This window comes from Mycolicibacterium pyrenivorans (assembly GCF_025821625.1).
In the GTDB taxonomy this organism is placed as follows: Bacteria; Actinomycetota; Actinomycetes; order Mycobacteriales; family Mycobacteriaceae; genus Mycobacterium; species Mycobacterium pyrenivorans.
In genome coordinates, this window is the sequence record NZ_JACKSH010000108.1 from 1 (window position 1) to 19,055 (window position 19,055).

The 19,055-nt window shown below is 67.2% G+C and carries 18 protein-coding genes; 6 read left to right on the plus strand and 12 right to left on the minus strand.

Going from position 1 to position 19,055, the window contains the following annotated elements; genetic code table 11:
* The first annotated feature begins 115 nt into the window (after window positions 1-115).
* Window positions 116-1,135, plus strand: a complete 1,020-nt coding sequence (locus H7I57_RS14140; RefSeq protein WP_275081260.1) for an Rv2578c family radical SAM protein — start codon at window positions 116-118, stop codon at window positions 1,133-1,135.
* 16 nt (window positions 1,136-1,151) lie between these two features.
* Here the strand turns inward: H7I57_RS14140 and thpD are convergent, their stop codons facing one another.
* The 8 genes from thpD to H7I57_RS14180 all read right to left on the minus strand — a co-directional run bounded on the left by thpD (window position 1,152) and on the right by H7I57_RS14180 (window position 9,190).
* Window positions 1,152-2,063 (minus strand): ectoine hydroxylase, encoded by a 912-nt coding sequence (gene thpD / locus H7I57_RS14145; protein WP_264024179.1) that lies wholly within the window; start codon window positions 2,061-2,063, stop codon window positions 1,152-1,154.
* Window positions 2,060-2,452, minus strand: a complete 393-nt coding sequence (locus H7I57_RS14150) for an ectoine synthase (RefSeq protein WP_264024180.1) — start codon at window positions 2,450-2,452, stop codon at window positions 2,060-2,062. The genes thpD and H7I57_RS14150 overlap by 4 nt, the downstream gene beginning before the upstream one ends.
* A gap of 35 nt (window positions 2,453-2,487) precedes the next feature.
* Complete coding sequence (ectB, locus tag H7I57_RS14155; protein ID WP_264024182.1) at window positions 2,488-3,777, minus strand: diaminobutyrate--2-oxoglutarate transaminase; 1,290 nt, start codon at window positions 3,775-3,777, stop codon at window positions 2,488-2,490.
* A gap of 8 nt (window positions 3,778-3,785) precedes the next feature.
* Window positions 3,786-4,364 carry a diaminobutyrate acetyltransferase gene (gene ectA / locus H7I57_RS14160; RefSeq protein WP_372510224.1) on the minus strand — a complete coding sequence of 193 codons (579 nt, stop codon included), beginning with the start codon at window positions 4,362-4,364 and terminating at the stop codon, window positions 3,786-3,788.
* Between the two features lie 354 nt (window positions 4,365-4,718).
* Entirely contained in the window at window positions 4,719-5,981 is a 1,263-nt protein-coding gene (locus tag H7I57_RS14165; RefSeq protein WP_264024185.1) for an acyl-CoA dehydrogenase family protein, read from the minus strand.
* Entirely contained in the window at window positions 5,978-7,123 is a 1,146-nt protein-coding gene (locus tag H7I57_RS14170; protein WP_264024186.1) for an acyl-CoA dehydrogenase family protein, read from the minus strand. Before H7I57_RS14170 ends, H7I57_RS14165 begins: the two co-directional genes overlap by 4 nt.
* Window positions 7,124-7,211: 88 nt before the next feature.
* Window positions 7,212-8,441 (minus strand): amidohydrolase family protein, encoded by a 1,230-nt coding sequence (locus H7I57_RS14175; RefSeq protein WP_264024187.1) that lies wholly within the window; start codon window positions 8,439-8,441, stop codon window positions 7,212-7,214.
* A gap of 131 nt (window positions 8,442-8,572) precedes the next feature.
* Window positions 8,573-9,190, minus strand: a complete 618-nt coding sequence (locus tag H7I57_RS14180; protein ID WP_264024188.1) for a TetR/AcrR family transcriptional regulator — start codon at window positions 9,188-9,190, stop codon at window positions 8,573-8,575.
* A 107-nt stretch (window positions 9,191-9,297) separates the two neighbouring features.
* Between H7I57_RS14180 and H7I57_RS14185 the strand changes: the two genes are divergently transcribed.
* Complete coding sequence (locus H7I57_RS14185; protein ID WP_264024189.1) at window positions 9,298-10,182, plus strand: acyl-CoA thioesterase; 885 nt, start codon at window positions 9,298-9,300, stop codon at window positions 10,180-10,182.
* 5 nt (window positions 10,183-10,187) lie between these two features.
* Here the strand turns inward: H7I57_RS14185 and H7I57_RS14190 are convergent, their stop codons facing one another.
* Both H7I57_RS14190 and ypfJ read right to left on the minus strand, forming a co-directional pair.
* Window positions 10,188-11,819 (minus strand): DUF885 domain-containing protein, encoded by a 1,632-nt coding sequence (locus H7I57_RS14190; protein ID WP_264024191.1) that lies wholly within the window; start codon window positions 11,817-11,819, stop codon window positions 10,188-10,190.
* On the minus strand, window positions 11,812-12,702 hold the full coding sequence (gene ypfJ / locus H7I57_RS14195; protein WP_264024192.1) for a KPN_02809 family neutral zinc metallopeptidase: 891 nt from the start codon (window positions 12,700-12,702) through the stop codon (window positions 11,812-11,814). Before ypfJ ends, H7I57_RS14190 begins: the two co-directional genes overlap by 8 nt.
* 75 nt (window positions 12,703-12,777) lie before the next feature.
* Between ypfJ and H7I57_RS14200 the strand changes: the two genes are divergently transcribed.
* On the plus strand, window positions 12,778-14,262 hold the full coding sequence (locus tag H7I57_RS14200) for a carboxylesterase/lipase family protein (protein ID WP_264024193.1): 1,485 nt from the start codon (window positions 12,778-12,780) through the stop codon (window positions 14,260-14,262).
* A gap of 34 nt (window positions 14,263-14,296) precedes the next feature.
* On the opposite strand, the gene H7I57_RS14205 is transcribed toward H7I57_RS14200, so the two are convergent.
* The gene (locus tag H7I57_RS14205; protein WP_264024194.1) at window positions 14,297-14,803 is read right to left on the minus strand and encodes an SRPBCC family protein; all 507 of its coding nucleotides are present in this window, start codon (window positions 14,801-14,803) and stop codon (window positions 14,297-14,299) included.
* Between the two features lie 131 nt (window positions 14,804-14,934).
* On the opposite strand from H7I57_RS14205, the gene aspS reads away from it, so the two are divergent.
* Both aspS and H7I57_RS14215 read left to right on the plus strand, forming a co-directional pair.
* Window positions 14,935-16,746, plus strand: coding sequence for an aspartate--tRNA ligase (aspS, locus tag H7I57_RS14210; protein ID WP_264024195.1), 1,812 nt, complete (start codon window positions 14,935-14,937; stop codon window positions 16,744-16,746).
* Window positions 16,746-17,195 carry a nitroreductase family deazaflavin-dependent oxidoreductase gene (locus H7I57_RS14215; protein ID WP_264024196.1) on the plus strand — a complete coding sequence of 150 codons (450 nt, stop codon included), beginning with the start codon at window positions 16,746-16,748 and terminating at the stop codon, window positions 17,193-17,195. Before aspS ends, H7I57_RS14215 begins: the two co-directional genes overlap by 1 nt.
* Window positions 17,196-17,277: 82 nt before the next feature.
* Here H7I57_RS14215 and H7I57_RS14220 read toward each other — a convergent pair whose 3' ends face one another.
* Window positions 17,278-18,459: a thiolase family protein gene (locus H7I57_RS14220; RefSeq protein ID WP_264024197.1), complete on the minus strand. Its 1,182-nt coding sequence runs from the start codon at window positions 18,457-18,459 to the stop codon at window positions 17,278-17,280.
* A gap of 94 nt (window positions 18,460-18,553) precedes the next feature.
* On the opposite strand from H7I57_RS14220, the gene H7I57_RS14225 reads away from it, so the two are divergent.
* Window positions 18,554-19,033: a winged helix-turn-helix transcriptional regulator gene (locus tag H7I57_RS14225; RefSeq protein ID WP_264024200.1), complete on the plus strand. Its 480-nt coding sequence runs from the start codon at window positions 18,554-18,556 to the stop codon at window positions 19,031-19,033.
* Window positions 19,034-19,055 lie beyond the last annotated feature (22 nt).

Below are 19,055 nucleotides of genomic sequence, written 5' to 3' on the forward strand. Positions count from 1 at the left end.
CTACGGCCATCACACCGCCAAATCACTGACCTCGATGATCTACCTCATGCTCGGCGGAATCAGCCCGAAACTCCCCACAACAAGGTGAGGAGTCGCACGTATGTTCGCATGGGGTATGCGGTGGGATGGCCAGGGCGTCAGTGTGGACGACGGGGCGCTTCCGGGGTTGCAGCGCATCGGCCTCGTCCGCAGCGTGCGCACCCCGGCGTTCGAGGGCATCACCTTCCACGAGGTGCTGTGCAAGTCGGCGCTGAACAAGATCCCCGCCGCATCGATGCTGCCTTTCCGATACACCGTCAACGGCTACCGCGGCTGCTCTCATGCGTGCCGGTACTGCTTCGCCCGGCCCACCCACGAGTATCTGGAGTTCGACTGCGGTCGCGATTTCGACACGCAGGTGGTGGTCAAGACGAACGTCGCCGACGTGTTGCGCCGCGAACTGCGACGTCCGTCATGGATGCGGGAAACCGTTGCGCTGGGCACGAATACGGACCCGTATCAACGGGCCGAGGGCCGCTATGCGTTGATGCCGGGCATCATCGGCGCGCTCACAGATTCGGGCACGGGGTTTTCCATTCTGACCAAGGGCACGCTGCTGCGGCGCGATCTGCCGCTGCTCGTCGAGGCCGCGCACCGGGTAGACGTCAGCGTGGCGGTTTCGCTTGCCGTGGGGGATCCGGACCTGCACAGCCAGGTCGAACCGGGCACCCCGACGCCGCAGGCGCGGCTCGGGCTGATCTCGGCCATCCGCGACGCCGGCCTCGGCTGCCACGTCATGGTCGCCCCCGTCCTGCCGGGCCTGACCGATTCCGAGGAGCACCTCGACGACCTGCTGAGCCGGATCGCGGCCGCCGGGGCGACCAGCGTGACGGTGTTCGGCCTGCACCTGCGCGGCAGCACCCGCGGGTGGTTCATGGACTGGCTGGCGCAGACCCATCCCGCGCTGGTGGGGGAGTATCGCCGGCTGTACCGGCGCGGAGCCTATCTACCCGCGGACTACCGGGCGATGCTGCAGCGACGGGTCGCACCGCTGGTGGCGAGGTACCGGCTGGCACCCGACCGCCGCTCGTTCCGCGAGCAGGCACCGCCGCCGCAGGTCGCGCCGACCGCCGCGGTCCAGCCCATGCTTTTCTAAAAGCTGTACTCGGGGCTCAGGTCGCGGCAGCGACGCTGAACGCCTGCTCGGTCCTGGCGGCGAGGTACTCCGGCCGCGGGGCCGCCGCTCGGAACGGCGCGCACAGGCGGTTCTCCACCGAGTTGAAGACCAAGAAGATGTTGGAGCGCGGGAACGGCGTGATGTTGGACGCCGACCCGTGCATCATGTTCGAGTCGAACCACAGGGCGGTGCCTGCCGGGCCGGTGACCTGCTCGATGCCGTGTCGATTAGCCGCCGTGGTCAACGTGCTCCGATCTGGCACGCCGATCTCCTGCTTGACGAGCGACGCCTCGTGGTGGTTCTGCGGCGTGGCACCGACGCACGGGTAGAAGGTCTTGTGCGAACCCGGCATCACCATCAGGGCTCCGTTGTAGGCGAAGTTCTCGGTCAGCGCGATCGAGCACGACACCGCGCGCATCGACGGCATGCCGTCCTCGGCGTGCCACGTTTCGAAGTCCGAGTGCCAGTAGAACCCGCTGCCGGTGAATCCGGGCATCAGGTTGATGCGCGCCTGGTGCAGGTACACGTCACTGCCCAGAAGCTGGCGCGCCACAGGCAGCACGGTGTCGAGGGTCACCACCTCGGCGACCACATCGCTGAGAAGGTGCGGTTGGAAGACGGAACGGATGCCCCCGGACGCTTCGCGAATGATGCGTGGATCGTCCTCGTCGGCGCGGGCGCCGATCTGTTGGAGCTCGTCACGAAGGGTGGGCAGCCAGTTCCCGCCCACGGTCTCAGGACGCACGAGGTAGCCGCTGTCGGTGACGGATCGCAGGTCCGCGTCACTCAGCGGGCCATCGGATTCCTGGCCCCATACCGTCGGTTCGATCCGGGCGATCGGATCGGCCGCACGCTCCAGCCGGGTGGGGTAGTGGTCGTGGCACCGGTCCATTCCGTTCAACCTCATCGGACCGGCTCTGCCGCAGGGTAGGCACCGTTCTCGTCGTGAACCTCCCGACCCGTCACCGGTGGGTTGAAGACGCAGAGCATCCGCATCTGGGTGTCGCAGGTGACGCGGTGCCGTTCGTGGCCGTCGAGAAGGTACATCGTGCCCGGGCGCAGTGGGTGTTGCTCGCCTGTCTCGTGATTGGTGAGCGTGCCGGCGCCTTCGACGACCCAGACGGCCTCGACGTGGTGGCGGTAGTGGAACTCGCTCACCGAACCGGCATTGATGGTCGTCTCGTGAAACGAGAACCCGACGCCGTCGTCGGCGAGCACGATTCGCTTCGACCGCCAGTCCTTCGCCGAGACGTCGCGCTCGGTGCCGGTGATGTCCGCGGTGGTGCGCACGATCAAGAGTTTAGTCTCCTTCTGTCAAGTCGTCGTGTCCGTCAGGACAGGGTCACCGCGACGGCTTCCGCCAGAACGTCGATGCCCTCGTCGAGGTCTGATTCGGTGGTGGTCAGGGGAGGCAGCAGCTTGACCACCTCGTCTGTGGGGCCGCTCGTCTCCATCAGCACCCCTCGGTCGGACGCCGCCCGGCAGACCGCAGCGGCCAACGACGTCTCGGCGAACTTCAGCCCCTGGGCCATCCCACGCCCGCGGGCAGTGATCCCTTGGTGGGTCGCGGCAATACCCTCGAGGCGGTCCCGGACCTGCCGCCCCTTGGCGGCGGTCTTATCAGCGAAAGACTCTGTACTCCAGTATGTCTCGAGAGCCTGAGTGGCGGTGACGAAAGCCGGATTGTGGCCCCGGAAGGTGCCGTTGTGCTCGCCGGGAGCCCAGACGTCCAACTCGCGCCGGAAAAGGGTCAGCGCCATCGGCAACCCGTAACCGCTGATCGACTTGGACACGGTGACGATGTCGGGGACGATCCCGGCCTCTTCGAAACTGAAGAACTTCCCCGTGCGTCCGCAACCCATCTGCACGTCGTCGACGATGAGCAGGATGTCGCGGCGGCGGCACAATTCGGCGAGCGCCTGCAGCCACTCGGCGCGCGCGACGTTCAGTCCGCCCTCGCCCTGCACGGTCTCGACGATCACCGCAGCGGGGTGATTGAGACCGCCGCCGGAGTCGTCGAGCACCCGCTCGAACCAGTGGAAGTCCTCGGTGACCCCGCCGAAGTAGTTGTCATACGGCATCGGAGTCGAATGGACCAACGGTATTCCCGCCCCGGCGCGTTTCATCGAGTTCCCGGTCACCGACAGCGCACCCAAGGTCATGCCGTGAAAGGCGTTGGTGAAGTTGATGATTGATTCACGCCCGGTCACCTTGCGGGCCAGCTTCAACGCCGCCTCAACGGAGTTGGCGCCCGTAGGGCCGGGAAACTGCACCTTGTAGTCGAGGCCACGGGGGCGCAGGATCAGCCGTTCGAAGGTCTCGAGAAAGTTGGTCTTCGCCGACGTCGCCATGTCGAGCGAGTGCACGATCATGTCGCTGGCGAGGTAGTCGAGCAGAGGCTGCTTGAGGGCGGGGTTGTTGTGCCCGTAGTTCAGTGCGCCTGCGCCGGCGAAGAAGTCGAGATATCGGCGGCCGGCGACATCGGTCAGCCATGACCCCTGGGCGACCTCCATGGTCGTCGGCCAGCTGCGGCAGTAACTGCGAACCTCCGACTCGACCGAGTCGTACACGTCGGGAAGGTCCGACTCGGCTACCGGGGTGGTGAGGGTTGGGATTGACATGGATCCTTTCAGGGATGTGCGTTGGTGAGGGGGGCGGTGATGGGCCCGATCCGCAGGATCGGTTCGTCCTCGTGGGACTGATCGACATCGAGGTGGGAGGCCAGAAAGCGGGGGTGCTCGCTGATCGGCACGCCGTGGCGTCGTGCGAAAGCGCCGAAGAGGGCGCGCGATGCCGAGTTGCTCGGCGCGACGGTGGCCTCCACGGTGACGGGGTGACCGTGGCGGTCTTCGCGGACCCGGCGCGTCAAGGTATCCAGCATCGCGCCTGCGAGCCCGGTCCCGCGCGCCGATTCGGCGACGGCGACCTGCCAGACGAACAGCACCTCCGGTCGCGACGGCGGGTGATATCCCGTGATCAACCCGAACAACTCTCCGTCGCGCTCCGCCACCACGCTGGTGTCGGCAAAGTCTGTCGCCAACAGAAGGTATGCGTAGGTGGAGTTGAGATCGAGGACTTCGGTCTCCGCGACAAGGCGGTGCATTGCGATCGCGTCGGCGTCAGTCGGGCGCCGCAAAAATTGCTGCCACGAATTGAATTGCCCAGCTGAGCGATTCGGCTCGCTGAGAAGCGTGGTAGGACTCTTCAGTCCATCACGCGGCGTACTTCCATCCACCTGGTTTTGTCACCACCGAACAAGTCATCGAATTCTGTCAGTTACGTCATCGGCGATTCGACCGTATTTGGGCAAATCCTGAGAAGCAAGCAGCGGCGGTGCCGAAATCGGTGGCTCGCAGACCTCGGACCACCGCCGTCACCTGCTTCGATGTCCGTTTCGATCCGCCGGCCGAGGGCCTCCATGCTGTTATCAAATCGTTATCAAGCACGGCCGCGGTCGCGTGGCCGTGCACGACATCGCATGTCTTCCAACGCAATTAGAGCGCACACCAGGAAGGGCGGCGCGCCGCCGAGGCGGCTGCAGTCCCTCCGAGTGTGATATGGGTTACTGGCGTCCGCGCTTGACCTGGTTGAACGGAACCCCGCGGTCGGCGGCGGGCTCGCGGGGGAAGCCCATCATTCGCTCACTGATGACATTGCGGGCCATCTCCGAGGTGCCGCCGCCGAGCGACCCGGTCTGCCTCGACAGGTAGCGCACGCCGATCTCCATCAGACCCGACAGATCCCCGCCCTCGTCGACCACACCCGCGGTGCCGGCGATGGCGAGTGCCGTGTCGACCTCCAGTTCGGTGGTCTCGGCGTGAAACAGCCGGATCAGTGTCCCCGCGTTCGGCGGAAGTGAGCCGTTGGGGATGGAACGGGCGATGTGCTCGATGAGCTGTTCCTTCACCAGGCGACGCACCAGAGCGCGGCCCGCCAGGTCCTGGATGCGGGGATCGTCGGCCTGGCCGGTGGCCTCGGCCAGCCCGACGTGATCGGGCGGCATCTCCTGGGCGTTCTCGGCGCCGGTCCCGCTGGCGAACTCGGATCCACCGCCCACGGCGCGACGCTCATGGAACAACTGGCGGGAAGCCACCTCCCAGCCCTTGTTGACCTCGCCCACCACGGCGTCGTCGGCGAGTTCGAGGCCGTCGAAGAACTCCTCGCAGAATTCCTCGTTGCCGTTGACCTCCTTGATGCGTCGCATCGTGATGCCGGGGGCGTCGAGGGGCACCAGGAACATCGTCAGGCCCTCGTGCTTGGGCACGGTCCAGTCCGTGCGGGCCAGCAGCAGTCCGTAGTCGCCGGCGAAGGCACTGGTGCTCCAGGTCTTGGCGCCGTTGACGATCCACTTACCGTCCTTGTGGTCCGCCCGGGTGATGACGCCGGCGAGGTCGGAACCGCCACTGGGTTCGCTCAGCAGCTGCACCAGGATCTCGTCGCCACGGATGGCGGCCGAGATCCGTTCGCGCTTCTGCTCTTCGCTTCCCATATCGAGGAGTGTCGCGGCGCAGATCGTGAACGTCGGCACATTCAGGATCAGCGGCATCTCGTAGGTGCGGCACTCGACGTCGAAGGCTTTCTGGTAGGCGTAATCCAGGCCGAGGCCGCCGTACTCGCGTGGAAAGCAGATCCCGGCGAAGCCGCCCTCGTAGAGCCGCTTCTGCAGTTGCTTGGCGCGGTCCCAGTATTCCTGCTCGGCGCGCACCGAGAACGGTGGATTGTCGGGGTCGACACGTGGCATGTTCTCGGCCAGCCACGTCCTGGCGCGGGCGGCGAATTCGTCCACCGATTCGGTGGTGGAGGTCGAGATCGCGGTGTCGGTCATGGCTTCGGCTCCTGCGGCTGCGTCTTCCCGCTCAGCGCGTACACGGCGCGGTGGTGGTCTTCGGGTGATCCGAACATCGCCCGGTACAGGGCGACCCGCCGGAGGTAGAGATGCAGATCATGCTCCCAGGTCACCCCGATGCCGCCGTGCAGTTGCACACAGTCTTGAAGCATCACCGGTGCGCGTTCGGCCACATAGGCTTTCGCGACGCTGACCAGCTTCTCGGCGGCGGGGGAGTGTTTGGCGACCGCGGCGACGGCGCCCGCGGTGGTGGCCCGGGACGCCTCGAACCACATCTTCATGTCCGCGACCCGGTGTTTGAGGGCCTGATAGGACGCCAGTGGGCGACCGAAGCTGTGGCGGTCGAACAGCCATTGGTTGGTCATGGAGAGGACGGCGTCGAGGATCCCGACGATCTCGGCGCACTGCAGGACCAGCGCGATCTGGCGCTGGCGTTCGATGATGGCCGGTGTCTGCTCGGCGGTTCCCACCGCGGCGGTCCCTTCGACCTCGGCGCCGTCGAATTGCACTCTGGCGTAACGCTTGACCATGTCGACAGACTTCTGCGGGGTGACCGTCACGCCGGGGGTGTCGGTCGGTACCAGGAACTGCCTGAGCTGACCTTCGCAGTCGGCGACCACCAACACCGCGTCGCTGTCGGCACCCGCCTCGACCCGGTCCTTCACCCCGTCGATGCGGTAGCCGGACGCGGTGGGCGTCGCGGTGGTACCTGCCTGTGCGGGCTCGAACGGCCGGGTGGGCTCGTACACCGCCCACGACGCCACCGATTCGCCGGACACCAGGGCCTCGATGAAGCCCTCGTGCCCATCGGGCGACTCGACCAGGCCGGCCAGCACCGTGCTCACCGGGTGCAGCGGGCCGGGCGCGACCGAGTGGCCGATCTGCTCCGCGACCAGGGCCAGATCGGCGACACCGTCGCCGGAGACGCTGCCCCCACCGAGTTCTTCGGGCACCAGCAGGCTGGCCCAGCCCAGCTCCGCGGCTCGTTGCCACCAGTCTCGGTGGAACGAGACGTCGGAGTCGTGCAGTTCCCGAACGTGACTCAGCGACGCTTCCTTTTCCAGGAATGCCTGGGTGGTGGAGGCGAACAGCATCTGTTCGGGATTGGCCACTTCAGTCATGAGATCCGTTCAGCATCTTCGTGGTGGGGACTTCTCGCCGTCTACGGGCGTGCCGGACCGAGCCGACGCGCCCGCAGCGGAGAATCCTCTAGGTCAGGACGAGCGCGGGCACGTCGGGCTTGTGGACCTGCTTGTTCTCGACCTTGAACAAGTCGATCATGTTGGCGCCCATCACCTTCCGGACACCGTCGTCGTCGAGCCCATGTGCCTCGAGATCTGCGACGAGGTTGATCGGATCCGCCAGGCCCTCGGGGTGCGGCCAGTCCGATCCGAAGATCACGCGGTCGATGCCGCACAGGTCGGCCATCTTCTTGAAGTCGTCCTCCCAGAACGGGGCGACATAGACGCAGCGCCGGAAGGCCTCGATCGGGTCCTCCGGGAACTCGTTGGGCATCTTCGAGTAGACGTCCTTGAACTGGTAGAACAGGTAGGGCACCCACGATGCGCCGTTCTCGACCGAGAGGATGCGCAGGTCCGGGTTGCGGGTCAGCGCGCCGTGGCAGACCAGCGCGGCCATGGTGTCCTCGATGGGCCGCTTGCCCATCGCGACCATCCGGAACGAGGTCGGCTTGAAGGGTTTGAACTCGTCGCCGGGTTCCCAGTCGTTGAGGTACTCGGCGTATCCGCTGTCGGAGGCGTGCATCGACACCGGGATGCCCGCCTTCACGCAGGCGTCCCAGAACGGGTCGAACTCGGGCAGGCCGAACGAGCGGGTGCCGCGGAACCCGGGGACCGGGGCGGGCCGGACCAGAACGGTCTTGGCGCCGCGTTCGAGGCACCACTCGAGTTCCTCGAGTGCGCGGTCGACGATCGACAGGTTGATGACAGGGGTGGAGAAGATCCGGTTCTCGTAGTTGAACTGCCAGGTCTCGTACATCCACTGGTTCAGGCCGTGGACGATGTCCAGGATCGCCTCGGGATCGTCCTTGAGTCGTTCCTCGACCAGTGAGGCCAGCGTCGGGAACATCAGCGTGTAGTCCAGGCCGAGTCCGTCGAGGACCTCGAGCCTCGCCTCCGGATCGCGGAACGCAGGGATCGCCTTCATCGGCTTGCCCATCACCTCGCGGTAGCTCTTGCCGCCGCTGCCGTGCCGGAAGTACTCCTCCTGGGCGCCGGGCCGCGCGACCACCTCGAACGTCGGGTTCGGGATGTAGTCGCTGATCGTGTTGCGGACCACGATCTTGGTGCGGCCGTGGACGTCGATGTAATCGATGATGCCCTTGCGGTGATCGGGCAGGAACTGGGTGAGCGCCTCTTTGGGCTCGTAAAAGTGGTTGTCGGCGTCGAACACCGGATAGTCGAGGATGCGTGACGGCATGATTTGGGCTCCTGACATGTCGTATTTCCAAGAATGGTAATGCCATTACCAGTCGGTGGTAACGAGATTACCACGCGTGGCCAGGCCTACGCCAGGGGCGTTGATGAGGTCGTTTTCGCAGTTGAGAGTGGTTATCGCACCAGGCCGCGCAGGCAGAACGTGTGCAGGTGGCCGCCATCGATGGGTACGCCGTTCAGCTCGGCGCCGAGCTCGCGCAACCGCAGCGCCCCCAGCACGGTCTGCATCAGGATCGCCGCATCGGTGTCGACCTCGAGATCCGCGCGAAACTCACCCTCGCCGATGCCGCGGCGCAGGATGTCGCCCACCAGGCCGTGCAGCGGTGCGAGCACCTTCGCGAACTCCTTGGGCCTGGTCTCCAGCAGGTGGTCGTTGTAGTAGGTCAGCCCGCGGTTGATGCTGTCCTGGGTGCTGGACTCGGCGGGTGCGCTGATGCGCTCGATCAGCGCGCGCAGCGCGTCGCCACTGGGCAGCTGCTCGGTCTCGGTGCGCCACCGCTCGGTGGCATCGGCCATGATCTTCTCGACCAGTGCCAGCAGCAGTTCGTCCTTGGTGGCGAAGTGCTGGTAGAACGCCCGCAGCGACGTCTTGGACCGCTCGACCACCTCGAGCACGGTGAAGTCGGTGCGCCCGGTCTCCCCGAGGATCGCAAGCGCCGACCGCATGAAGCGATTGGCGCGGGATTCGGATTCGGCCCTGACGGCGGAATCCGGCTGAGCCTTTGCTGCCATACCGCACCGCCCTTCAATTCCTCCGAACCTGATGGTAATGACGTTACCGCTATTTGCGAACCTCGGTTACTGTTCCCCCGACGGTTACTAGTGGAGGCGGTTGAAAGATGACGACTGATTCGGCGCAGACGCCGTGGACGGTGCAGGGACTGCTCGATCTCTTCGATGCTCAGCCGAGCGGGCAGGACACGTTCACCGCGGACACCGGCCCCGCCGGCGAGGACGAGCGCCAGGTGGTCGAGGGCACGCAGGTTCTCGCACAGGCGATCGTGGCCGCCGCCAAGCGTTTCCCGGACAAGTCCGTGCGATCGGTGTACTCGGTCTTCGCCCGCGCCGTCATGGTCGACGCCGGACCCGTGGAGTTCGACATCGACGTCGTCAGCGAAGGCCGTTCCACCGCAACGGCGGTGGTGACCGCCAAGCAGAACGGCAAGCGCTGCATCACGATGACGGTTCTCGCCGATGTCCCCACCGAGGACGTGATCCGTCACCACCTGCCCCGCCCGGACGTGGCGCCGCCCGGCGAGGCCAATGCGTCACCGATGCCGATGGTCGGCAGGGAACTGCGCCTGGTCGACGTCGTGGACGTCAACAGCCCCGACGAGGTGGGGCCACCCGAGTTGCACGCATGGCTGCACTACGATCCGATTCCGGCGCGCGACGATCTGGCCAAGGCGCTCATCGCGTATTTCACCGGCCACCTTGGCATTTCGACCACGATGCGGGCGCACGAAGGGATCGGCACCAGCCAGGCGCACCTGACGGTCTCGACCGCGCCGATGACGGTGTCGGTCAGCTTCCACGAGCCGGTGCGATGGGACGACTGGCTGCTCTACAGCCACGAGAGCACCCAGGTGGGTGCCGGCATGTCCTATGTCCGCGGCACGGTGCACACCCAGAAGGGTGAGCTCATCGCCTCGTTCGCCCAGGACGCCCTCATCCGGCCGCTGCGCAAGACCGACACCTCGATCAAGGAGCAGTCGCGCCTGTAGAGCGATCAGGCAGCCAGGGCAGATCGCAGCACGTCCAGCGGTAGACCACCGAGATCCATTGCCCGGCTGTGGAACTCCTTGAGGGGGATCCCCCGGGACCGGGTCTGGTCGCGTAGCTGCTGCCAGATCCGCTGGCCGATCGCATAGGACGGCGCCTGACCGGGCCATCCGAGGTAGCGGTCCAGTTCGAAACGCAGGTTCTCCTCGGCCATCGCGCTGTGCCTCTGCAGGAATGTCCACGCCTTCTCGGCGTCCCAGATGCCGCCGTCGGGCGCGGTCAGGCCGCAGTGCACTCCGATGTCGATGACCACCCGCGCCGCCCGGAAGCGTTGGGCATCAAGCATTCCCATCCGGTTTCCGGCATCGTCGAGCCAGCCCAGCTCGGCCATCAACCGTTCTGCGTACAGCGCCCATCCCTCGCCGTGCCCGGAGACCCAGCAGCCGAGCCTGCGCCAGCGATTGAGCTGATCGGCCAGCACCACCGCTCGGCCGATCTGCAGATGGTGCCCGGGAACACCTTCGTGGTACACCGTCGTCGTCTCCTGCCACGTGTGGAACGTGTCGACGCCGAGGGGAACCGACCACCACATCCGTCCGGGACGGGACAGGTCCTCCGACGGGCCGGTGTAGTAGATGCCGCCGGTGTGCGTCGGCGCGATCCGGCACTCCAGGTTGCGCAGCGGCTCGGCGATGTCGAAATGGGTGCCCGCCAATGAATCGACCGCGCGGTCGGACAGATCCTGCATCCACCGCTGGAGCGCGTCGGTGCCGTGGATGACATAGCGCTGCTCGCCGTCCAGTCGCCGAAGCGCCTCGGCGGCCGATGCGCCGGGATAGAGCCGGTCGGCGATCGAGTCCTGTTCGGCGACAATGCTCGCCAGCTGCTCCAGGCCCCAGTGGTACGCCTCGTCCAGATCGACGGCCGCGCCGAGGAAGGAGCGCGACAACACCGTGTACGCGTCGCGTCCGCACGCGTCCACCTCACGCGCGTGCGGACCGATGTCCTCCCGGAACACCTTGCCCAACCGGGCGTAGGCGTCGGCCGCGTCCTCGGCGCTGCGCCCCAGCTGCTCCCGCAGCGCGTCATTGGCAGGAGCGGCATCGGCGACCATCGCGATGAACAGGCGCTGGATCTGCCCCGATTGTTCGATGCCCCGTCGCACCTGGCGGGCGGCCGGTGCGCGCCCGGCCGCCGCGGCGGCGCGCAGCGAGTCGGCGTATCCGGCTACCCGGCGCGGGATCTGCGACAGCCTGCGGCAGATCACCGCCCAGTCGTCCTCGGTGTCGGTGGCCATCAGGTCGAAGACGTCGCGCATCGTCTGCAGCGGGGAGGCGATCACGTTCAGTTCGCCGAGGTCCAGTCCCGCGTCGTGCATGTCGAGCAGCACGCCGAGCCGCTCGCGCATCGCCGCGACGGTGACCACGTCGACATCGTCGACCGGTTCGACCCCATCGAGTTCGCGCAGCGTGCCACGGGCTGCCTCGGCGCGTGCCGCCACCCCGTCGGGGGAGTAGTCGGTGATCTTATCGTCGTGACCGGCGATGCCGGCTTCTGTTGCGGCGCAGGGATCGAGGGCGGCGAACACTGTGAGGTAACGCTCGGCGACGGCGTCGACGGCGGTGGTCGGCCTAGCCAAGGTTGTTCGTGGCGAACGTGTCGCACTTCGCCGGTTCGCCGGTCTGGTAGCCGGTGGTGAACCACTTCTGCCGCTGCTCTGAGGAACCGTGGGTCCACGACTCGGGGGTGACCCGGCCGGTCGCCGCCTCTTGGATACGGTCGTCACCGACCGCCGAGGCGGCGGACAGGGCGTCCTGAATATCCTTGTCGGTCAACGGTTTCAGGAATGTCACGTCGGTGCCCTCCTGCTTGGTGATCGCCGCGTAGTGCGCCCATACGCCCGCGTAGCAGTCGGCCTGCAGCTCGGTGCGGACCCCTCCGCCCGTCGGACCCTCAGGATCCTGCTGGGCGCGGGCGAGCGTGCCTTCGAGGTTCTGGATGTGGTGGCCGAACTCGTGGGCGACGACGTACTCCTCGGCTAGCGGCCCACCGCTGGAGCCGAACTGGGTGACGAGTGTGTCGAAGAAACTGGTGTCGAAGTAGGCGGTCTGGTCTCCGGGGCAGTAGAACGGGCCGACGGCGCTGTCGGCGAAGCCGCAGCCGCCGGTGTCGATGCCACCGGTGAACAACTCGATCCGCGGCCGGGTGTAGCCCGGCATCAGTTGCGACCACACCCCATCGAGGGAGTTGCCCGTGGCCACCACGCGGCACTGCACGATGTTGTTGGCGTCCTCGCCGGTCTGGCACTGGCTGAGGTCGAACCCGGGCGCCTCGACGCCCTCGGTGCTCATCTGCGGCTGCTGCAGGACGGTGCCTGGATCGATGCCGAGGAACAGCGCAACCACGACGATCAGCAAACCGCCCACGCCGCCCCCGACCGCGATGCCCCGGCCCGGGCCGCGACCCCCGCCGCTGCTGGACGTGGTGCTGGTGTCGATCCGCATGCCTTCGTTGAAGGTCATCGCACTACCTCATCAACTCTCGCCGCCGCGCCTGGTCCCCAGGCTGGTCAAGCTTTGCACACTACGATTTGTCCTGTGGCAGTCGTCGCCGGACATTCCACCGTCGTCCATACCACCTCGGGTGACCTGCGTGGCGACCTCGAGGGCGGGATCGGCGTCTGGCGCGGCGTGCCCTATGCCGAGCAGCCGGTGGGACGGCGCCGGTTTCTGGCTCCTGGACCGCCTGCGCCATGGTCGGGGGTGCGTGACGCGCACGAGCACGGGCCGCTGCCACCGCAGACGAAGTCGTTCGTCGGCGGCGGCCGTGACGACCCGAAAGTGCGCGACGAGGCCTGCCTGACCCTGACGGTGTGGTCGCCGGACACCAGCGGCTCGCTGCCGGTGATGGTGTGGATCCCCGGCGGGGCGTTCGTCTACGGCGCAGGGCAGTTCCAGCTGTACAACGGGTCGCGGCTGGCCGCCAACGGCAACGTGGTGGTCGTCAACATCACCTATCGGATCGGCGTGTTCGGCGGTTTCGAGCTCAGCGACCTCGGCGAGGGCTTCGACGACAACCTGGCCCTGCGCGATCAGATCGCCGCGCTGGGCTGGGTGCGCGACAACATCGCCGCGTTCGGCGGCGACCCGGGCCGGGTCACCGTGTTCGGCGAATCCGCGGGGGCGACGTCCGTCCTCGCACTGCTGGCCAGCCCCGCGGGTGATGGATTGGTCCACCGGGCGATCGCGCAGAGCCCCGCGCTGCCACTGATCGCCGACCGCGAGGTCCGCGCGGCCCGCGCCCACGAGTTCCTGGCACGTCTCGGCGTGAGCGCCGCCGAGGTCAAAGCGCTACCCCAGCGACAACTCCGCCGTGCCGCGGGGATGGTGCAGCTCAGGAGCGCGGCGACCACCCCGACGCTGGCCTACGGGCTGACCCACGGCACGGATCTGCTGCCCAGTCATCCGGTCGACGCCGCGCGAAGCGGGCACCTGGCGCGCATTCCGTTGATCATCGGCACGAACAGCCACGAGGCCTCGATGTTCGCGTGGACCAGACCGCCGATGCTGCCCACCACGCGGGCCTCGGTGGACGCCTATTTCGCCCGGGTCGCCCCCGACGCCAAATCGCGTGTGCTACAGGCGTACCCGGGCTACCCGCGGCGCCGCGCGCTGATCGACCTCGGATCCGATGTGATGTTCGGCGGACCCGCCTGGGCGTTCGCCGACGCGTACAGCGCGCACGCGCCCACCCAGATGTACCGCTTCGATTACTTCGGCCTGAGCCTGCGGATGCTCGGTCTCGGCGCCACGCACGGCAGCGAGATCGTGCATGTCCAGCACAGCTACGCGTCGTTCATCGGTCGCAAACTGCACCCCCTCGGGCGGCGACTGCAGCCGTCGGTGGGGCGGCGGATGCAACGGGCTTGGCTGGATTTCGCCCACGGAGAAGGCGTGGGCGAGGCGCAGTGGCCGCTGTACGAGACCGAACACCGGCGCACCCGGCTGATCATGACCGCTCGCGACGTCGTCGCCGAGGATCCCGATGCGGTCCGGCGCACGGCGTGGGCCGGCGTGTACTAGGGCCGGGGCGTCGCGAAGCGCTCGTCGGTACCGACTACTCCTCGCGCAAGCGCTCGTCGGTATAGCGGCGGAGATTGTGCAGGAACCGCTGGAACATCCAACCCATCACGGGACGTCCGGTGAACAGGCCGAGGCGTCCTGCCACCCCGTTGGGTTTCATCGCCATGATCCACGTGAGGTGGCAACCGTCCGGGGTGGGGACGACGCGGTAGTCCTCGGCGAACGCGGCGATGGCCCCGGTGGTCGATTCGTTGAAGCGGAAGGCCATCCGGGTGAACGGCTCCCAGGCCAGGAACTCCTCGTCGCCGGTGATGCCGCCACGCATCTCGACGGTACGGGTGGTGCCGATGCCGCGCGGCGCCGGACTTGTCCATGTCACGTTGGTGATCACGCTGGCCCAGTGCGGCCATGAGGATGCGTCGGCCAGCACCTCGAAGAGTTGCTCGGGCGTGATCGCCAGATCGACGGTGCTGACGAAGCGATACGGCGCGCGGTCGACGAACTCCAGTTCGACGCGTTCGCAGGGGTGACGCTTGGCCACGGGTGAACCTCCGGTACGTGGGTAGACATCTGACCATAGTTGTCTACCGGCCAGACACAACTGCACGCTGGACGCCGTAGCGGCCCCTCTAGACTGACCTGTCGGTTACCCCATCGCGAAGAGGAGCATTTGTGCTGCGCAGTCACACCGCCGGATCGTTGCGCGCGTCGGACGCGGGTCAGACGGTGACGCTGGCCGGCTGGGTGGCGCGTCGTCGCGACCACGGCGGCGTCATCTTCATCGACTTGAGGGACGGCTTCTCCGGAGGGCAGGAGCGCAGCGACCGGGGAAGCGGACCCAGTGTCGCGCAGGTGGTGTTCCGCGAGGGGGAGGTGCTGGCCCAGGCGCACCGGCTGCGCTCGGAGTTCTGCGTCGCCGTCACCGGCGTCGTCGAGATCCGGCCTGAGGGCAACGCGAATACGGAGATCGCCACCGGGGAGATCGAGGTCAACGCGACCTCGCTGACCGTGCTGGGGGAGAGCGCTGCGCTGCCGTTCCAGCTCGACGAGACCGCAGGCGAGGAAGCGCGGTTGAAGTACCGCTACCTGGATCTGCGCCGGGAGGGCCCGGGGCAGGCAATCCGGTTGCGCTCCAAGGTGAATGCCGCCGCCCGTGGTGTGCTCGCCGCTCACGATTTCGTCGAGATCGAGACGCCGACCCTCACCCGTTCGACACCGGAGGGCGCCCGCGATTTCCTGGTGCCGGCACGGCTGCAGCCAGGGTCGTTCTACGCGCTGCCGCAGAGCCCCCAGCTGTTCAAGCAGCTGCTGATGGTGGCAGGGATGGAGCGGTACTACCAGATCGCCCGCTGCTACCGCGACGAGGACTTCCGCGCCGACCGGCAGCCGGAGTTCACGCAGCTGGACATGGAGATGAGCTTCGTCGACGCCGACGACGTGATCGCGGTGTCCGAGGAGATCCTCAAGGCACTGTGGGCGCTGATCGGATACGACCTGCCGCTGCCGCTGCCCCGGATCAGCCACGCCGACGCGATGCGCCGGTTCGGCACCGACAAGCCCGACCTGCGCTTCGGTCTCGAGCTCGTCGAGTGCGCCGACTACTTCTCCGACACACCGTTCCGGGTCTTCCAGGCGCCCTACGTCGGGGCGGTGGTGATGCCCGGCGGGGCGTCGCAGCCGCGCCGCACGCTCGACGGCTGGCAGGAGTTCGCCAAGCAGCGGGGCCACAGGGGATTGGCCTACGTGCTGATCGGCGACGACGGCGAACTGGGCGGTCCGGTCGCCAAGAACCTCACCGATGCCGAACGAGACGGCCTGGCCGCCCACGTCGGCGCGAGCCCGGGCGACTGCGTGTTCTTCTCCGCCGGGCCCGCGAAGTCGGCGCGTGCCCTGCTGGGGGCCACCCGCATCGAGATCGCCAAGCGTCTCGACCTCATCGACCCGAACGCCTGGGCGTTCACCTGGGTGGTCGACTGGCCGCTGTTCGAAGGCGTCGACGATGCGACCGCCGCCGGGGACGTGGCCGTCGGGTCCGGTGCGTGGACGGCGGTACATCACGCGTTCACCGCACCGACACCTGCCTCGGAGGCGACGTTCGACACCGATCCGGGATCGGCGATGGCCGACGCCTACGACATCGTCTGCAACGGCAACGAGATCGGTGGCGGTTCGATCCGTATCCACCGGCGCGATGTCCAGGAGCGGGTGTTCGCGATGATGGGGATCGACCATGACGAGGCGGAAGAGAAGTTCGGATTCTTGTTGAACGCCTTCACTTTCGGCGCCCCGCCTCATGGTGGGATCGCGTTCGGCTGGGACCGGATCACGGCGCTGCTCGCCGGGGTCGACTCGATCCGTGAGGTGATCGCGTTCCCGAAGAGCGGCGGCGGGGTCGACCCGCTGACCGACGCGCCCGCGCCGATCACCGCGCAGCAGCGCAAGGAATCCGGAATAGATGCCAAGCCGGAGAAGCTGGACAGGTAATGACCGAGATCGACAAGCAGAAACTGTATTCCGACACAGCTGCGCTCGACGAGTTCAACCGCAACATCGTCGAGGAGTTCCGGGCCAACGGCGGCAAGGTCGGCGGCCCGTTCGAGGGCGGCACGCTCCTGCTGCTGCACACCACGGGCGCCAAGTCAGGCAAGACCAGGCTGTCGCCGCTGGCCTACCTGACGATCGACGGCAAGATGATCATCGTGGGCTCCTACGCCGGCGCGCCCAAGCATCCCGCCTGGGTGCACAATCTGCGGGCCAATCCCAAGGCGTTCATCGAGATCGGCACCGAGGCGTATGACGTCGACGTCCGTGAACTGCCCGACGACGAGCGGGATGTGACGTATCCGAAGCTGACCGAGCTCGCACCGGTGTTCGCCGAGTATCAGGCCAACACGTCGAGGGCCATCCCGCTGTTCGAGCTGACCCGCGCCTAACGACCCCACCTCACGCCGGAATTGCATTCCAGCAGGGTGTCTCTCGCGATTCCGCTGCTGGAATGCAATTCCGGCGGGGTTTTCAGAGGCGTTCGATGACGGTGGCGTTGGCCATGCCGCCGCCCTCGCACATCGTCTGCAACCCGTAGCGACCACCGCGCTGCTGCAGCGCGTTGACCAGCGTGGTCATGATGCGGGCGCCGCTGGCGCCCAGCGGATGCCCGATCGCGATGGCGCCGCCGTTGACGTTCGTCTTGGCGAGATCAGCCCCCGTGTCCTTCGCCCACGCGAGTACGACGGGGGCGAACGCCTCGTTGACCTCGAACAGGTCGATATCAGACAGTGTCAGCCCAGCCTTCGTGAGCACCTTCTCCGTGGCCGGGATGACACCGGTCAGCATGTACAGCGGGTCGGAGCCGACAACCGTCGTGGTGTGAATGAGTGCCAGCGGGCGCAGGCCGAGGCGCTTGGCCACCTCGCTGGTGGTGATCAGCACCGCGGCGCTGCCGTCGGACAGGGGCGAGCTGTTGCCCGGGGTGATGTTCCAGCCGATCTGCGGGAACCGTGCTCCGTAGGCCGGGTTGTAGAAGGCCGGCCTCAGCCCGGCCAGCGTCTCGACGGTGGTGCCGGGGCGGATGATCTCGTCAGTGCTCAGCCCGGCGATCGGCGCCAGCTCGTCGTCGAAGCGGCCCTCCTTGGCCGCGGCCGCTGCCTTCTCGTGGCTGTGGGCGGAGAACTCGTCGAGTTCGGTGCGCGACAAACCCCACTTCGCGGCGATCAGCTCGGCGCTGATGCCCTGCGGGACAAGGCCTTCAGGGTAGCGCTGGGCCATCGCTCCGAACGGGTCGCTGCCGGGGAGCACGCTGGAGCCCATCGGCACCCGCGACATCGACTCCACGCCCGCGGCGATGACGACGTCGTACGCGCCTGCGATGACACCTTGGGCGGCGAAGTGGACCGCCTGCTGGCTGCTGCCGCACTGCCGGTCGACGGTCGTGCCCGGGACGGTCTCGGGGAATCCGGCGCCGAGCAGCGCGTTGCGCGCGATGTTGACCGCCTGATCGCCGACCTGCGTGACCGCGCCCGCGATGACGTCGTCGACCAGTGCGGGATCGATGCCCGCCCGGCTCACGACCTCGCGCAGGCTGTGTGCAAGCAGGTCCACGGGCAGCACGTCATGCAGCCCGCCGCTCGGTTTGCCCTTGCCGATCGGGGTCCTCATCGCCGCGACGATCACCGCGTCCCGGCCTGTGGTTCCGGTCATTGCTGCCTCCTGATCTCGCCACTGAGTAAAGCGTCCTATACCCAGCTATAGCATCTGGGTATACTGGAAACAACTCAGCGGGAGGGGGAATTCCATGTCGGTGCTCCGAGGGCGACTCGTCGATCGCGACTCCTGGTCGGCGGTGGGCCAGTGCCCGATCGAGAAGACGATGGGCGTGCTCGGCGCCAAGTCCTCGATGCTCATCCTGCGCGAGGCCTACTACGGCACCACCCGCTTCGACGACTTCTGGCGCCGCATCGGCGTCACCAAGGCCGCCGCCGCCGCACGCCTGGCCGACCTCGTCGAGGCGGGACTGCTGGAACGTCGGCCCTATCAGGAGCCCGGCCAGCGCAGTCGCGACGAATACGTCCTCACCGAGGCGGGTATCGACTTCATGCCGGTGGTGTGGGCGATGTTCGACTGGGGCCAGCGCCATCTGCCCGACCCGGTACCCCTGCGGCTGACACACGACGGATGCGGTGCCGACACCGCCGTCGCGCTGCGCTGCACCGCCGGACACGATGTGCCGCCAGAAGAACTCGGGATCAGGGTGCGCGAGCGTCAGCGCCGTTAGTGTGCACCCGTGCCGCGCCCCC

Coding starts and splice junctions, on each gene's coding strand:
- H7I57_RS14140 (WP_275081260.1), top strand. CDS start 116: ATGCGGTGGGATGGCCAGGGCGTCAGTGTGGACGACGGGGCGCTTCCG.
- thpD (WP_264024179.1), bottom strand. CDS start 2,063: ATGAGGTTGAACGGAATGGACCGGTGCCACGACCACTACCCCACCCGG.
- ectB (WP_264024182.1), bottom strand. CDS start 3,777: ATGTCAATCCCAACCCTCACCACCCCGGTAGCCGAGTCGGACCTTCCC.
- H7I57_RS14165 (WP_264024185.1), bottom strand. CDS start 5,981: ATGACCGACACCGCGATCTCGACCTCCACCACCGAATCGGTGGACGAA.
- H7I57_RS14170 (WP_264024186.1), bottom strand. CDS start 7,123: ATGACTGAAGTGGCCAATCCCGAACAGATGCTGTTCGCCTCCACCACC.
- H7I57_RS14175 (WP_264024187.1), bottom strand. CDS start 8,441: ATGCCGTCACGCATCCTCGACTATCCGGTGTTCGACGCCGACAACCAC.
- H7I57_RS14180 (WP_264024188.1), bottom strand. CDS start 9,190: ATGGCAGCAAAGGCTCAGCCGGATTCCGCCGTCAGGGCCGAATCCGAA.
- H7I57_RS14185 (WP_264024189.1), top strand. CDS start 9,298: ATGACGACTGATTCGGCGCAGACGCCGTGGACGGTGCAGGGACTGCTC.
- ypfJ (WP_264024192.1), bottom strand. CDS start 12,702: ATGACCTTCAACGAAGGCATGCGGATCGACACCAGCACCACGTCCAGC.
- H7I57_RS14215 (WP_264024196.1), top strand. CDS start 16,746: ATGACCGAGATCGACAAGCAGAAACTGTATTCCGACACAGCTGCGCTC.
- H7I57_RS14220 (WP_264024197.1), bottom strand. CDS start 18,459: ATGACCGGAACCACAGGCCGGGACGCGGTGATCGTCGCGGCGATGAGG.
- H7I57_RS14225 (WP_264024200.1), top strand. CDS start 18,554: ATGTCGGTGCTCCGAGGGCGACTCGTCGATCGCGACTCCTGGTCGGCG.